Here is a 16,638-nt window from a genome sequence, read left to right as displayed (position 1 = left end):
ATGGCACTCCGTTTATCCCGTGCATTTGATACTACCCCTGATTTTTGGCTTAATCTGCAAATGAATTATGATTTGTGGCAGGCTGAGCACACTTCAAACGAGTGGCAGAGGGTGAAACCGCTCTCTCACCAATTGCTTCACCCGCACATATAGGACGGGTGTTTTCCATTCTTATGAGGCATTACAATGATTTGCGCGCATGGTCTCAATCAAGGACCCGATCCGTATAAACAGACACATCTAGCACTGACTATAGCGACAAGAGACGTATTTTTGTATGCGTCTTATATGGGCACTAGTAGCAAGTTTGGGGTATTATATGGATCAATGCATACAATGGTTATGTGCGTGAGAGGAAATAATAGACAACATGGATGAGACATATCAAATAAATGGTACGATTGTTGGTTACGACCCCGGCGGTAATGATAAAAATGGTCTTGCCATCCTAAGAATTGAAAAGAGTAAGCCTGTTGATATTAGAATCGAGACAGCGAAAAACTCTGAAGCTGTTATCTGCAAAATATTAAAAAATGAAAATATTATTGGGTTAGGCGTTGATACATTATCCTGCTGGGGTACAGGCAACAGTGGTTGGAGACCTGCCGATACATGGTTAAGAAATAAATATCCAGATGTTCGTAATAGCGTAATGACACCAAATTACCTTTCTGGCGCTATGGGCATAAACGGCATGTCGGTACTCATTGAAGTCGCTAAGAACTTAGACGGTATTTTCTTATCAGAGACTCATCCGAAAGTTCTTTATCATTGCTTAACTCAAAAAATATATGCCTATACTAATGACAGTGAAGCAATGGATAGTTTTATGTCAGGCAAATTAGGCATAAAGATAAAAACCTCTAATGACCATGAGTGGGATGCTGTTATTTCCGCATATGCTCTCCTGATGGGCGTCACAGGAACTTGGAAACTTGATCTGCATAAATTACAAATTAGAGAGAATGAACGTATCATAAAACCATGCGGCAAAACGTACTATTATTGGCCAGCTGAATTAAAATCCAAACCATTACCATACACAATGGGAAATGGAGGCGATCTAATAAAGCATGGTCTATTAGCAGAGTTTATTAATTGGCATTGTCGGACTACGAGTGAGCGCTTAGCATTTTATGATCCTTTTGGAGGGCGTCCTTGGCAAGAACTGATTCACGAAATAGTAGCAAAAAGAATAAAGAAGCTCGATCCTTGTCCACTAAAAAGCGCCCAACAAGATTGTATTCAAGGGTACTACGGCAGCGGTCATTTAGTTGCTCAAATCAGCGCGGCAAATGATAATAAGGTCAGCATATACTCATCCGACAAAGATGCAGATGCACGATGCGACCTTGCAAATACAGGCTTAGAAGTAATATCACTGGCCGGGTTTGACCACAATGACGGATATTCTATTATCGATTGTGAGTTCTCAGACACCGAAGACGCCTTGATTTTGATAGACCCATTTTACGACCTTGCGAATATAAACAAGAACGTATTGGAAAAGATTATTCAAAAAGTAACGAATGGCAAAATTTCGATAGCATTATATGTCCTGTACGCCGATTCTGATTCTGAAATTGAGCATTGGAATAACTTCAAGAAAATGCAAAATTCATTAACAGCAGCAGGATCTGTTAGCTATGTCTCATTGAAATGTAAGACGATTGGTAACTCGCCAATAAGCGGTGAATCAAATTACCATTCATATATTTCACTCTATACTCATAAATATTATTCGGAACAGGACTTAGTTGAATTACATAAAGCAGTCGAAGACTTTTCAATAAATCTTGCAGGAGCAATAGGTTGCCAAATCAAATATCAAAGCCGAATAAACACGTAACACAGCTTTCAGTCAGACAGGCAATAACGCTGGTTTGTTTTTCATTTCGGCCTGATTGCCCCCGCTGGTTAAAGCTAACGTCGACAGAGGCGTACTATGGCTCATCCTTCTTATTTCTTAAGATTTAATCCCACTATTAACAAGGGTTCGAAGATCGTCCCCTATTCTCCACCGAAAGCCTGGCAGAAATGCCGGGGTTTTTGCTTTTAAAGAAAACAACCGGCGCACCTCGGGAATAAAGGCATTGTGTACATAGCTATGCACACTAATTGTATATATACATATCCGATGCTTATTTCACGGAAATACTTGACCAGCCTTGGCGTTTCACTTGATGCTGTAAGACTATTACTCACCACCGACCCCACTTAAGAACCCATGGAATAAAGAACATTAAAGCCGCAATCTTGGAGGATTGATAGGAAAGTTATTTCAGTGCTTTGACCAAGAGGTCCACGATCGCCGAAGCCTCGGCGCGCGTCACAGGGCTCGAGGGATGGAATGTACCGTCTAGGTAGCCACTGATAATATTGAGGTTTTTTGCTTTTAGAATGTACGGCCAGCTCCAAGACGAAGACGCTACATCAGGAAACATATAGTAATATTGCGTCTCCGGTGAAAATCGCCCGGCCTTTATAGTAATCGCTGTTATCTCTTCTCGCGTGATACTTGCAGACGGCCGGAACGTGCCGTCGGGGTAACCGGCGATAATACCGAGTTCTTTAGCCCTCTCAATATAGTCCTTTCCCCAGAATGAGCCGGGTACATCAGCAAACGATGATCCGCCAGACGACGTAGCTTCACCCATCGCTAAGACAATGATCTTCGCAAACTCCGCTCGTGTAACAGAGTTATGGGGCAAGAACACGTTATCAGTGTAGCCCCTGATGATGTTCTGCTCAGCGAGCTCGTTAACATATGCTGCATACCATGCGCTTTGCGGCACATCCTTAAACTGGGCTCTCTCTTTAGGCGCGTACTTTCGTATTTGGTGGTTATTGGTATCGGCCACATACACGTTACCCGATGTATCCACAGCCAGTCCGTGCGGCTCCTTAAGCCCTTTATTGCCCACATCAAATGACCCCCATGCGGCTAAGAAATCACCGCTCGCGGAGAATTTTTGTATGCGGTTATTACCGCTGTCGGCTACATAGACATTTCCCGACGTATCGACAGTCACTCTGCATGGCCTGCTGCATAAACCATCGTCCGAGCCGAATGATCCCCAGCGCGTGACAAAGCTGCCATCGGATTTATATTTAAAAACCGCGTTGTAGAGGCTATCGATGACATAGATGTTCCCGGACGTATCAGCGGTAATCCCGGCAGGAGAAAATGCACCATCTTTATATGAGGAACCTGTCCCATCCTTCCCCCAGGACACGACGAGCGTACCATCCGATGTCAGCTTTAACACCTGGTGGTTGTAAATATCGGCGATGTACACATATCCTGATGCATCGACCGCAATGTCTGATGGTTCGGTTTGGATGCCGGTGTTCCAACCCGAAGCACCCCACCCGCTGATATACGCGCCATCGGGAGTAAATATGCGCATACGGGTGCGATCGAGTACATAAATTTCGCCTGTGGGACCTACCGCTATGCCGCTTGGCCTATCAAGCCGTCCGTCCCCGGCCTCATCGACACCCCACGCAGTGACGAAGGCGCCATCAGCCGTGAGCTTTTGCACCCTATCGTTTTCCGTATCCGCAATATACATAAACCCTTTTGAGTCGATCGCGACGCCCCGTGGGGATTTAAACGCACCGTCGGCGGCATTTTGTGAGCCCCACTTATCGATAAATGTGCCGTTCGATGTAAATTCTTGCACGCGGTTATTTAAGGTATCGGCGATATAGACGTTGCCAGAGGGGGCGATAGTTATACCGCCCGGATATAAAAACTGGCCGTTTTGAGAACCTTTATATCCCCAATGCGTACCATTACTACCATTGGTATCAAATTTCCGAACGCTATAACCATTGTCACTCCAGTTGACTACATAAACGTTGTCCGAACCATCAATCGCTATTGCCGAGGGTGATGAGAACCGGGGGGCATCGGTCTGCCCACTTCCATCCCACGTTCCCCAATAACCGCCGGTGGGAGTAAAGATCTGGACGCGATTATTTAAGGTATCGGCAACATATACGTAGCCCTTCGAATCTACGGCGATATCCTGAGGATTATTAAAATCCCATGTTCCATGACCCGGTCCGCTACCCCACGCCTTAATAAACGTTCCATCACTCGCGAACTCATGAATGCGGTTATTGCCGCTGTCGACAACGTAGACGTTGCCCGACGTATCAATCGCGATCTGGGTGGGATAGCGAAATTGCCCCTTGTTCTCGCCGTAGCCGCCCCATTTTGCGAGAAATCGTCCGTCTGGCGTGAACTTCTGAATGCGGTTATTGCCGCTGTCGACAACGTAGACGTTGCCCGACCGGTCGATGGCTATCCCCTTCGGATTACTCAACTGCCCATCTCCCACGCCAAACGTTCCCCAAACCGTAATAAGTGCACCGCTCGCGCTGAACTCTTTGATGCGGTCGTTATCCGAATCAACAACATAGAGATTACCAGATGCATCACTGGCTATGTCGGCTGGGTGGTTAACCTGCCACGTTTCAGGCCAGGATGCTATAACACTGTACGTTTGGGCAGCATTCACGGAGCTTATGTGCAAAGGCGATAAGAGCAGTAATAGGGTGCCAATTGCTATTATCGCTAGCCACTTGCGACTTTTCAGTAGTTCCAAGTAGAGCATATTTTCCCTTTCATCAGGTCAATTAATTTGCGCACTGCCAATAAATCCATCAGCAGAACCGAGATGCGACTGCGCATTTTAACATTCTTATTAATCGCACAAACGGCACATCATACTTGTAACTTTCAAACCATGCCCTAATTCAGCAAGTCAATGTGATTCTATTATAAATGGTGAAACTGATAAAAAGCTGATCTATTGCTAGTTTATATAAACTTTTCCTTGAATCAAACACCTGGCGATCAAAGTCTGGATTCGAGGTGATGCCTAAGCCCGAGATAGCCCACCTAATACCAAATTCATCAGGCCCATGTGACAAATATCTTCTTATGCATATTTGTGAACATTCTTCGTAGCAGCTATATTTCCAGGAATACGCTTAGGCGAAATGCTTACGTCTAAATGGGACAGGAGTTGACGCCATTCCTGGTAGTGATACCAGGACTTTTCACTTCTAGCCAAGAGTTTCTTGCATTATACTGGTCTTACTGAACTATTTGAAGGAGATAGTGTGTATAAGCGTCTAGCCCTTATATTTGCTTTAGTGCTATTTCTATATGGTTGCAGTAGAATCGATCATGAACCAATCAATAAGCCATCTGCGCTAGAGACAAAGCAGCAACTCAAGACTACCTCCAGGAAACCCTCCCCTGTAAGGCCAGACAAAACTACATGGGTTCTCTCTTCTGAAGAAGGGATTATCGCTAATATCCAGAACGACGGCTCGATACGTGTTGAATTCAAGGTGTGCGAAGCGTAAACCTTGCAGGTATTAGGATTAAGCATTATAGTATGATTGCTAAATAGGTGGTATCTTCCGATCTTTACCCGCATTAGTTTCCCGTTGAGAATGAAGTGGAGGCTGTGGTGAGCATGCTAGTGTTCTTAAGAAAAGGTTTGGTTCTCTTTTTCATCTTTTTTATAACCGCCCTACTATCGTCATGCTCATCAAGCACTGCCAAGAAAGCTACTGTAGCCTCAACCTCTAGCAAGAGCGAGCAGAAACGGTTAGCGGCGCTTGAGACCTACGCTCGACGAGGCGATGTCGTTGCTACAATAGCGCTTGATAAATCTATCGTACATATAACCCGGGGGTTCACGGGTGCTTTCAGCGATACAAGAGACTACTGGTTTGACCCGAAGACTAAGAGTATCGTTATCCAAGAACGTGGGCATCGAGGCGACAAAAGCGCGTATTTATTTACACGCGAAAAGGACTCGCTTACCCTTAAGCAATACGCCTGGGGCGGGTTCAGACCATATATGCTCTACGACACCGAGATTAACGACTCCGCTCTTGAGCAAGCAAAGAACCAGTACTCCCCTGAAACGTTTATGGACCTTTTCGGAGAAGCCGCTGAAGCATTCAGAAAGCTCCCATCGTATGCATACGCTACGTCGAACAGCGAGTTCTTATCGTATTTCTACGATCCGACGTATATCGGCGGTAGCGCTTCCGATTATAGCTATGGTCCAAAGCAGACCGTGACACTAGCTGGTCGAGAAGCCTATAAGATAAGAATCGGCCCTTCAAACTCATATAAGAAAAAGCTGCGAGACGGCCTAAAAGAAGACTATATAGGGCGCTCCTACATCGATGCGTATTTGGATAAGAAGACCGGCCTGCCGTTAAAAATCGACAGGTTCATAGATAACGACAGGCTTAAGTACTCGATGACGGCAAGTATCGATCCTGTAAAGATTTCGGCGTTACCGGCTATGTCTGCTCCTGATAATCGAGAGCCTACTAACAAATACTACCGTCGCCTTCTGCTGCCTGGAGAACTTCAAAAGTATAACTTCCAAACCCTCGGTAACTCGTATCGAGGATTTACTGGCCAGCCGATAACATTGGAGAGTACCGATACTACAAACTGGACGGCGAGCCTTTTGTACAAGAAAGGTGCAGATGGCTTCATTATCGAGGAGGTCGATACACCTCGTTCGGGCGCTGTAAAAGAGCAGTTTCTTAACAGGATGAATGGGGTTTGCGAAGAAAAGACATTCACGGAGCGAAGCCATAAGGGTTTAACCGGCGCTGCTATTCATGAGGGTCCAATCCCAAAGGTTCAGAGCGAGAACCTGAAAGTCTCTGGGTCTGATGCGATTCTTTATTCGTATGTAGGGCTTTTTGCGCTCGAATTACACGTTGGAGACAAAGCCATCTTCGTTCATGCCCTAAATGAATATCGGGGTGATTTTTCGCTTAGTAGAGATATGCTCCTTGAAATAGCATCGGCGCTGATAAAGAACGAGTGAAAAAGCCCCGGCACCCCGGGGCTTTTTGTATTCATCTCGTGCAGTTGGTCATAGCAACGTACTACGCTGCCATGCGCTCGCGTTCGGCCTCTTCTCGTGCGGCTTCGGCCATACTTAACCTACGTGATCCTAACCAGCCGCCCAGCAACGAACCAAGTAGGCCCAAGAGTGAAGTTGCTAAAACAAATCCGGCTGCCAACATGGTTACGTTTACGACATTACTGACGCCGCTCGGTGAGGTGTTGGCCGTATTTGGTATGCCAAGACCTGCGGATATCCAGTTAGCGACAAATGAGAGTAAGCCCGGTAAGATCAACGTGCTCAATAAAAGCCCGATCATGCTAATAAAACCCCAGACTGCGACACCATACCACAGACCATCACTTGCAAGCCGCGCGCGAGCAAACTTCGATGCGGCATACGCGCCGATGAACCATGATATCGCAGCACTGATCGCGACCCAAATACCGAGACCCGTAGCGATGCTACGAATGTCGGCAAGCGATGTCGCAGACGATGTGCCGAAAGCGATCACATAGCCAAGTGCATTAAGCACCAGCCAGGATGCTAACCCCACGAAAGCGCCTCCAATAGCGCTTCCCCAGTTAATACGGCTATACCAGGCCGGCGAATAGGTTGCGCGCGTCATGGGAGTTACATTGCCCGCCCGCATCTCCTCTCTACGCATCATCCGCTCCTCCGGTACGGCCTTAGCTTCTTCTTTGCGTGGTTCCCGCTCTTGCATTGTCCTCGCCTCCTTTTATGTGTACTTACACATCTTTTACCCTTGTTTTTGAGAATGTGTCAGGTTAGATGAATATAGAGATGGATATCTTGCGCATGCCTTATGGCAAACGTGTGACCATGACTCCCTAATATTAGGTATGATATTCCATGCGGTTGCGTTTTCGCGGTGTTTTAAAAGGGTATCTTCAAACATAGATATTTCTACTATTACAATCATAGGGTGATCGTTTGTTTGAAGCTAATACCAGCAAGGATACTTTAGGTATCCACATCGTAAGCTTTTCCGGTGAGTGTGATTTCTCAAATAAAGAGAGGATAAACGATACTCTTGCCGGCCTTTTAGCAGAAGCCCCAAGACGGTTGATCGTCGATTTATCGGAGTGCTCCATATTAGATAGTTCTGGGGTCGGGCTTTTGTCGGTATATAAAGACAAACTTAAAGAGAGAGACGCCGGTATACGGATAGCCATCGTTGTAGGACACAGTAATTACCCAATAATGAAGCTTGAGCGTTTCAATTTATTTGAAAGCGCCGGTATAGGGCTTTTCAAGACTATTGAAGAGGCTAAGGCTGGTCTCTCTCAACCATAGGGTCACATACCGATTAGCCGGTCTTCCGTCTCCCTTGCTGCAGCTGTTTGTTCCCACCGGCGCCTGCCGGCTGGGCAGTTGGGCGTTGTCTGTAGCCATCTATCAGGGCCAAAATGCCGCCGATTATGAGCAGCGGACCGGCGACAGCGTACGCGCTTACTTGCGCGATAAGCCCTCCGACCCCCACGATTAATATAAGATAGCCGCCTAGCTTTAGCCTCGTTTCTGTAATCCCTGCACCTACAAGTGCCACCAGCGCCAAAAGTAACGCAAAATAAGCGGACGGAATTCTTGCAATCCCCGGTATGGTATTAACGGCACCTGCCTGGCCTGCATTGTATACGATGAACGCCCCAAAGAAACCGGCGACCGCCCCCAGAAAACCAAGCACTATTGCGGCAATCTTCATTACGTACCTCCCTGATAGCATAAGCATGATAGCGTACCATTATTTATGTCTTCACGTACCTTTACCCAGGTATTGGTATTTTTATATCGCGTTCTCTTACACCTGAAGCAAGAAGATATTAGCAGGACTCAGGCGCGATCGAAGAACGAACATCGCTCCAACAACACTTCTCTTAAGTGAATAATTACGGGTGCTTGGGGCTATATATAGGTAATCGTCGTCACGTTTATTCATAGTGGAATAATGGACGCAATCGATATGACGACCAGAAAGGTGCGAGTGCGATGAGCGAAAATGAAAAACTGGAAAAAGCGACGTTTGCCGGGGGCTGCTTCTGGTGCATTGAAGCCGCTTTTAAGCAATTAGACGGGGTCGTGTCCGCAGTATCCGGGTATACCGGAGGGCATACGCAGAACCCGACATATCACGAAGTATCCTCCGGAACGACCGGGCATTATGAGGCGGTCCAGGTAACCTATGATCCATCAAAGATCTCCTACGAGCAATTGCTTGATTTCTTCTGGCATAACATAGACCCCACCGACGCGGGAGGGCAGTTTTTTGACAGGGGTTCCCAGTACCACACCGCAATCTTTTATCATAACGAAACCCAACGGCGGCTTGCCGAACTATCAAAAGAACAGCTTCAGAATTCAGGTAGATTCGACAAACCAATCGCAACGGCAATACGTCCCGCCGGCAAGTTTTTCAAAGCCGAAGAGTATCACCAGGACTATTACAAAAAACAATCCGCACACTACAAGACATATAAGATAGCCTCGGGTAGAGAGAGGAGGTTGGAAGAGACATGGAGCGAAGAAGGGACGAAAAGCCAACGAAAGAGCAGCTAAAAAAAACGCTGACCCCCAAGCAATATGAGGTAACGCAAGAAAACGGAACAGAGCCCCCTTTCAACAACGAATACTGGGACAATAAAAAGGAAGGTATTTACGTTGATGTCGTTTCCGGCGAGGTGTTGTTTAGCTCAAAAGACAAATTCGATTCCGGGACAGGCTGGCCGAGCTTTACGAAGCCATTAGCGCCGGAAGATATAGTTGAAAAGAAAGAGACCGGTCTGTTCGGGAGAATCGAGGTGCGAAGCAAACACGCCGATTCTCATTTAGGGCACGTTTTTAACGACGGACCCGCGCCGACCGGACTGCGGTATTGCATGAATTCCGCCGCTCTGCGGTTCATACCGAAAGAAGACCTTGAAAAAGAGGGGTATGGAGAGTATAAGAAGCTTTTCGAAGATTGAAAGAAAGCAATATTTCCCGTTCAGTAGTTATCCCTAGGCGGGGATGGTTACATTAATTGTAGTGCCCTCGCCCGGGTTTGTGGTCAAGTCGAATGTGCCGCCGACCAGGCGCGCCCTGGTCTGCATGCCGTCGATGCCGAGCTTTCCCTGCCGCGACAGCTCGCCGGTCGTTGCAGGCAATTTGAAGCCCTGGCCGTTATCGCGGATAGTCACCTTGGTCTCACCATCGTTAAGCTCTATGTTTACCTTAACTTCTGAGGCGCCGGAGTGTTTGACGATGTTTCGAAGGGCCTCCTGAATAATGCGGAAGAGGGTTATCTCCAGCTCAGGGGCGAACCGATGATCTTTACCCGTCACCTCGAGCGTTGCTTTTATATCATGGTCGTTCTCAAGTTGCTGCACCAACCACTCTACAGCCGGCAGCAGACCGAGGTTGTCAAGCACCGACGGCCTCAGGTCTCGGCTAAGCTCGCGGATCTCCTGCAGGGTTTCCTTGAGTTCGGCATGTAAACTCCAAAGGAATTTCAGTTTGTCATCCGAAAACTGGGTATTCTCCTCGCTAAATTTCTCAACCTGGCGAAGCATTGCGATTATATTCTGGGCCGTTGAGTCGTGCAGGTCTCGGGAAATGCGCAGGCGCTCGTCCTCATGCGCTTTAGTAATCTGCTGCAGGTAAAACGACTGGTTTTCTTGCATACGCACTTCTTTTGTTATATCCCTGCCGATGAACTGGAACCCATCGGGGTGACCGTTTGATGAAAGCAGGTTTGTAGTTAACATGATGATCGCTTGCGCTCCGTCTTTCTTTGTTATTTTCTGCCTAAACGGTTCTTGAGATACTTCGAGATTGCCGCTCAACATATCCTTTTGTATGGCGGAGGAAAGAATGGAGTCCCTGTGCATAAAGAACTGATTGCTATCCGCCCCTACCAGCTCGCCCAACGAGCACCCAAATAGCTCCGCTGCGGCGGTGTTGGCGGCGGTAATCACACCGGTAAGATTCTGCACCCAGATCGCGTCGTGGGCGTTTTCAAATAGCTGCCGATATCGTTTTTCGGACGATTTGAGCTGCGCTGCGGCGATCTCACGGTCGCGATAAAGATAGGCGTTTCGCATAGCCACGCCGACCAGGTTTCCGAGAGCCATGAGCAGTTCCACATCGGGACCCGCAAAGTCTCGTTCCAAACGTGATGCCACGAACAGCGTTCCCATGACCTTGCCGTGGGCCATCAACGGCACGCATAGCTCTGTCTTAAGTTGCTCGACGGCAACCGGCAGCTTGCACAGTTTGGGCTCGGCCGAAACATCTTCTATAACCAATGGCTTACCTATCTGGGCCACGCGTCCCGAAAGACCCTCTCCAAGTTGCATACCCTCGAGCGCTACCGCGGATTCTTCTTGAATTCCGCGGTATGAGACCACCTTAAGCACACCGTCGTTTTCCAGTGAGAAGATTATAACGACTTCGACCTGCATTACGCCCATAACCATATCAACGGTCGTACTCATGACTTGCTCGAATTCCAGCGATTGGCTGAGCATCCGCGAGAACGTATTGATAACCGAGAGCTGTCGTTGCTGCTCTATCGAAAGCTGTACTTTTGAGAAGAGTTCGCGCTCGGTGGATTCCAGCCGCTCTTTTGTCTCAACAAGCTGGATCTCCTGTTTTCTGTAGTGGTCTAATCCAATCGGTGCTAGACTGCCAATAAGGGTTATGGTCACGGTTTCCCAGAGCGCGCTGAGCGACGCTGCTGATATGAATATCGCCTGCGGTAACATTGCCAGGAATGCAACGACGACGGTTATTTTGCCACCTTTCGAGCCAAATATAAGGCTGCTGAGGATAATTGGTACGAGATAGAGTATACGATCGATCGTGTGCCGCGTAATGCCTAGCGGCAAGTCGGGCTCCGCGAATAACCTGAAGCTTGTCAGGTTATCGTAATAATGGAGGGTGATTAAAACAAAAATAACCACAATCGACCATAATTGTGGGTTACTTAAGAGGCGGTTAGAACGTCCTTCCCCTTCTTTATTATTATTATTATTTTTCAAAACCGGCTTATTTTTCATTAATCGCTACCGGGCTATTCCAGGCCGACCCAGCCTTTCCTAAGAGCAAGGATTACCGCCTCAGTTCGTGAACCGACATCCAATTTATTAAATATGTGTCCCAGATGGGCCTCAACTGTGCGCACGCTAACGTTGAGTTCCTCAGCGATTTCCTTATTGCTTTTACCCCTTGCAGCCAGCGTTAATACTTCGACCTCTCGATCAGTCAATAGCTCTAAGGATGGGGTTTCCTGGCCATCGCCCGTATTTCTGAAGCGCTGCATCACCTTTCGCATTATGGTCGGGTGCAGTACCGAGTCTCCCCTGTTTACCCGATAAACACTGTCGACAAGCTCCTGACCGCTGATGTCTTTCAGTAGATAACCCGCTGCACCCGCCTCCAGAAGCGGGAATATATACTGATCCAGGTCGTAAGCTGTAAGTATCAGCACCGGTATGGCAAGGTTCATCGCTTTGATTTGCTTCATGGCCTCAATACCGTTGAGTTTTGGCATCGCAATATCGGCGATGATCAGGTCCGGCCGCAGCTCGTCGGCCAACGCCACCATCTGCTCGCCATCCCCGGCTTCGCCGACGACTTCAAGGTTTGGATCCTTCTCCAGGTACTGGCGAAGGCTCTCTCGTACAAGTACGTGGTCTTCTGCTAACAAAATTCGTATTTTTCCCATAGTGGCTTTATTATAATCCCGTTCATATGATAATACAAACTAGGTATTCCACGTACATTTGCCTAGGTAAACTACGCAGTTTGCTCTGTTGAGCGATGCTATTAATAGTTTAGTAGTTTAGTAGTTTGCCTATCTAGCCAGAAGGTTTCTCTCGTAGCCCTATATAAAAAAGGGCGAAGTCTCCTCCGCCCTTTTACTTACTATTATCGTCACTTTCAAGATATTGCATCAGTCATTCGACATTCGCAATTCTTAATTCGACATTTCTATGCTAGTTTCTCATCCTCTTTGAGCAGGTCACGCTGGGCTGTTCTTGCGAACGCCATGCCGACCGTCCTGTAGGCTAAGTGAGCCATCTTAGAGAATGGAAAATAGAGGAACAAATACGCTACAAATACAAGATGAATGAAATATGTCAGATAGGCAATCGACTTCATATCAGCGACCCTGACTAACTCAGCAGCAAGTCCGGTTACTCCAAGTCCTGTTACCAGTACGATGAGCGTCCAGTCAAAGTAGCTGGATACGCCCTTCTTAAAGGATGCCCTTTGAGTCCAAAGAATGATTCCACCGATGATAATAGCGGCTGCGCTCAAGTTTCCGATAAGCTTTGCGAAAACAGTTAGCACTCCATGGTCAGCCATCGTAAATGGTGTCGCTATTCCCACAAGGTAGAAGCTAAGCGATACGATCGCCGTTGTCACGAAAGCGCCGACGAAACCATAGAAAACACCTAGGTGGCCATAATACCTGTTCTTGCTCGTATCGCACTCCATAAACTTGTCATGCGATAAAATTGTCGGAACCGTCGCAATAACATTATAAACAGGGGTTTCTATAAGCCCTTTCTGTCCATGATTCTTCTCCATGGTATTCCAGAGCCTAACAAGACCCACTGCTAGTGATATAACCGCAAGACTTGCCAAGGCTATAAACGTCATGTCGACACCCATCTCTGGGTAGAAATTTGACCATTTTATCGGACCCTCAGGCATATTGCCCCAACCTGAATTATTTAATCCGTTGATCATCTCTCCAAGCGTACTATGCGGGTTTAGACCGTGAGGCATGATCGAGTAGATAGCCGGCATCAAGCTTATTATTGCAAGCAATATAACCACTGGTATACCCCAAGCGAATATCGCTAAACCCGGGCTGCTGAGCAATGTACCCATAAAACTTGGAAACGCAAGTGCTTTGATGGATGCGCTTCTTATTCCCGCAAATACGTCGCCGGGTTTTGCACCCCGCGGGCAGTTTGCTGTGCAGTCGTTGCACTGGTGGCATAGCCATACATCCGGATCGCTCATGAGCTTCTCTTTTTGCCCCCACTGAGCCCAAATCATTTCTTTTCTTGGAAATGGACTATCTTCAGGCGTCACGTGGCAGACAACCGAGCAAGTCGCGCACTGGAAGCATTTCTTTAAATCGCCGCCTCCTGCCTTTTGTATGTCATTTATGAATTTTAAATCCGGCTCGGCCATAAACTGTTGTTCTGACATTTCACTACCCTCCTAGAAACCTTTATAAGGATTGGGACCAACCTCATCGATTTTTTCCATGAATCCGTCGATGATGCTCGGTATTTTATCGTAATCATTGATGGCGAGCTGCAGCACCTGGACCCTGTCGGACTCTAGCATGAGCCTGTTGAGGGTCTCCTGTACCTTCTCCATCCTTATGCTCGCAAGTTCGCTACCTTTTGCGAAGTGGCACTGGTAGTCATCGCCGTATTTGCATCCTATCATCAAGATTCCATCGATACCGTTTGAGAGCGAGTCTGCAATCCAGACCGTGTTAACCGATCCCAGGCACCTCACGGGAATCATACGGACGTTCGGATTATACTGTAGGCGATTGATGCCGGCCATATCGAATGCCGGGTAGGCATCGTTCTCGCAAACAAATGCGATGACCCTCGGTTTATTGTCTTCCGCATCCGGTACATCGATCGCTTTAATGGCTGATGCAAGGATATCTACGCTGTAGTTCTTAAAGGAGATGATTCTCTCCGGGCACGCACCGAGACAGATACCGCACCTGCGGCAACGATTCGGGTTCGGCTTCGGCGTACCCTTCTCGTCCTCGTCGAGGGTTCCGAACGGGCACTCCTCAGTACACCTCTTACACTGCGTACACCTCTGGAGAAAGAACTCCGGGTATGTGTTGTCTCCGGCCCTCGGGTGAACAGCGATACCTTTCGTAGTCGCCTCGACGACCTGGATGGCCTTGAGCGCCGCTCCTGTCGCATCCTCAACGCTCTCGGCGATGGTCTGCGGCATCTTTACGGCACCGGCCGAGTACACGCCGGTTCTTCTTGTCTCATACGGGAAGCAGATAAAGTTGGAATCCGCGAACCCGTTGTAAAGCTCGAGATCCGGCAGCGCCGGTCCCTGCCTGTATTGTAAATTAAGGATGGGCTCGTCCGCAGTAGTCGGAACCATACCAGTCGCCAGGACAAGAAGGTCGACCGCGACCTTAACCGGTGCTCCAAGCAGGGTATCTTCCACTTCGACTACTACATTGTTTGCGCCATCTTCGGTGATACTCGTTACGTTTCCTTTTGTTAAGAAGATTCCCGGATCGCTCTGAGCCTCTTTATAGAAGAGTTCGTAGCTGCCCGGTGTCCTCATGTCTTTGTAGAAGATATAGGCTTTGCCGTTCTTATCCTGCTCACGAACATACATTGCTTGCTTCAGCGAGGTCAAACAGCAAACCGACGAGCAATACGAAAGATGCTCGGGGTCTCTTTGGCCCGCGCACTGGATAAACGCCACATTTTTGGCCGGCTTTCCGTCCGATGGCCGGACGATTTTGCCGTTTTTCGCCATCTCTTCAAGCTGAACGTTTGTCACAACGTTCGCAAACTCGCCGTATCCATATGTATCGAGCTTCGTCGCATCGTACGGCTTCCAGCCGCTCGCAAGAACGACCGAACCTATCTTGGCGTTGACTTCGCCCCCGCTTGTAGTGATGGTAACATCGAACTGCCCAGGCTGACCCGCGATTGCGGCAACCTCGGACGATGTATATACGGTAATATTCGGATAGCTTTTGACCTCGGCGATTTTTGCATCAACGCCCGGGTCTTCAAGCTTTGCATACGGATACTGCATCGGGAGTTTCTTGTGCATTTTGCCCATGAAACCGCCGAGTTTATCTTCCCTCTCAACCAACACGACACCGTATCCCGCTTTTGCGCTTTCTATCGCTGCGGTCATGCCGGTGATACCGCCGCCGATTACTAACACCGCTTTCGTCAGGTCTTCTTCGATATGCGGCTCGGACATCTCCATCTTCTTTACCTTCGAGATGCCCATCCTCATGTAGTCTGAAGCAAGCATCTGGGTATCTTCATCGTTCGCTGGATGAGACCAGATTACATGCTCGCGTAAGTTAACCCGCTCTATTATCGAGTTTGGATAATTGAATACGTCAAAGTTGACTCGTTGTGAGCATCCTGCAATAACTATGGTGTTGATGCCTTCGTCCTTAATGTCTTGTTGTATGATTTGCGAGCCTTTCTCGCCACACAAAAACTCATCCGTCTTGACGACCGCAGCTCCGTACTGCGGCCCCATCGCGGCCAGTTTCTCGACATCGAGGGCTTCTCCTATACCACAACCTGTGCAGATATATATACCAAGTTTCTTCTCCACAGCGCTACCTCCTCACCATAGTTTGAATAGCCTTTAGTGCTGATCCGGTAGCATCCTTCACACTCGTCGTAACATCAACCGGTCTCTTGGCGCAACCGGTCGCGTACATCCCCGGTTTACTCGGGTCTTCGATTATCAGACCGTTTTCATCATATTTAAGGTCAACGGGTAACTTATGTTCGGTAGTCGACGGCTGCATGCCCGTTGCGAGCACCGCCATATCGAACTTCTGCTCAACGATACCGCCGCCCATTATGTCTTCTGCCTTAACGATTACACCACCGGTTTCAGGATCTTCGATGATGCTGGCTACTTTACATTTAATTAACGTGACCTTCTCGTCCGCTTC

General features: G+C 47.9%; 10 protein-coding genes and 2 pseudogenes. 4 read left to right on the top strand and 8 right to left on the bottom strand.

What is annotated here, in order from left to right:
• Positions 1-370: 370 nt before the first annotated feature.
• Positions 371-1,849 (top strand): hypothetical protein, encoded by a 1,479-nt coding sequence (locus ACYC56_RS05645; RefSeq protein WP_461373206.1) that lies wholly within the window; start codon positions 371-373, stop codon positions 1,847-1,849.
• 427 nt (positions 1,850-2,276) lie between these two features.
• On the opposite strand, the gene ACYC56_RS05640 is transcribed toward ACYC56_RS05645, so the two are convergent.
• The gene (locus ACYC56_RS05640) at positions 2,277-4,529 is read right to left on the bottom strand and encodes an S-layer homology domain-containing protein (RefSeq protein ID WP_461373205.1); all 2,253 of its coding nucleotides are present in this window, start codon (positions 4,527-4,529) and stop codon (positions 2,277-2,279) included.
• Positions 4,530-5,492: 963 nt separating this feature from the next.
• Here ACYC56_RS05640 and ACYC56_RS05635 point away from each other — a divergent pair.
• The gene (locus tag ACYC56_RS05635) at positions 5,493-6,884 is read left to right on the top strand and encodes a hypothetical protein (protein WP_461373204.1); all 1,392 of its coding nucleotides are present in this window, start codon (positions 5,493-5,495) and stop codon (positions 6,882-6,884) included.
• 61 nt (positions 6,885-6,945) lie between these two features.
• Here the strand turns inward: ACYC56_RS05635 and ACYC56_RS05630 are convergent, their stop codons facing one another.
• The gene (locus tag ACYC56_RS05630) at positions 6,946-7,629 is read right to left on the bottom strand and encodes a hypothetical protein (RefSeq protein ID WP_461373203.1); all 684 of its coding nucleotides are present in this window, start codon (positions 7,627-7,629) and stop codon (positions 6,946-6,948) included.
• A 230-nt stretch (positions 7,630-7,859) separates the two neighbouring features.
• Here ACYC56_RS05630 and ACYC56_RS05625 point away from each other — a divergent pair, with 230 nt between their 5' ends.
• A complete protein-coding gene (locus ACYC56_RS05625; protein ID WP_461373202.1) occupies positions 7,860-8,222 on the top strand; it encodes an STAS domain-containing protein in 363 nt (120 codons plus the stop codon).
• Between the two features lie 13 nt (positions 8,223-8,235).
• On the opposite strand, the gene ACYC56_RS05620 is transcribed toward ACYC56_RS05625, so the two are convergent.
• Positions 8,236-8,631, bottom strand: coding sequence for a hypothetical protein (locus ACYC56_RS05620; protein ID WP_461373201.1), 396 nt, complete (start codon positions 8,629-8,631; stop codon positions 8,236-8,238).
• A gap of 284 nt (positions 8,632-8,915) precedes the next feature.
• On the opposite strand from ACYC56_RS05620, the pseudogene msrA reads away from it, so the two are divergent.
• Positions 8,916-9,889: pseudogene (gene msrA / locus ACYC56_RS05615) on the top strand (peptide-methionine (S)-S-oxide reductase MsrA).
• Between the two features lie 33 nt (positions 9,890-9,922).
• Here msrA and ACYC56_RS05610 read toward each other — a convergent pair.
• The 5 genes and pseudogenes from ACYC56_RS05610 to ACYC56_RS05590 form a co-directional block, all read right to left on the bottom strand.
• Positions 9,923-11,962 carry a PAS domain S-box protein gene (locus tag ACYC56_RS05610; RefSeq protein ID WP_461373200.1) on the bottom strand — a complete coding sequence of 680 codons (2,040 nt, stop codon included), beginning with the start codon at positions 11,960-11,962 and terminating at the stop codon, positions 9,923-9,925.
• A 14-nt stretch (positions 11,963-11,976) separates the two neighbouring features.
• Positions 11,977-12,612 carry a response regulator gene (locus ACYC56_RS05605; protein WP_461373199.1) on the bottom strand — a complete coding sequence of 212 codons (636 nt, stop codon included), beginning with the start codon at positions 12,610-12,612 and terminating at the stop codon, positions 11,977-11,979.
• 284 nt (positions 12,613-12,896) lie between these two features.
• Positions 12,897-14,132, bottom strand: coding sequence for a quinone-interacting membrane-bound oxidoreductase complex subunit QmoC (gene qmoC, locus ACYC56_RS05600; RefSeq protein ID WP_461373198.1), 1,236 nt, complete (start codon positions 14,130-14,132; stop codon positions 12,897-12,899).
• 12 nt (positions 14,133-14,144) lie between these two features.
• Entirely contained in the window at positions 14,145-16,289 is a 2,145-nt protein-coding gene (locus ACYC56_RS05595; RefSeq protein ID WP_461373197.1) for an FAD-dependent oxidoreductase, read from the bottom strand.
• 4 nt (positions 16,290-16,293) lie between these two features.
• Positions 16,294-16,638, bottom strand: a pseudogene (locus ACYC56_RS05590) (heterodisulfide reductase subunit A); the annotation flags it as partial.

The organism is Candidatus Aquicultor sp. (genome assembly GCF_054640775.1).
This window is presented reverse-complemented; position numbering and strand designations above follow the sequence as displayed.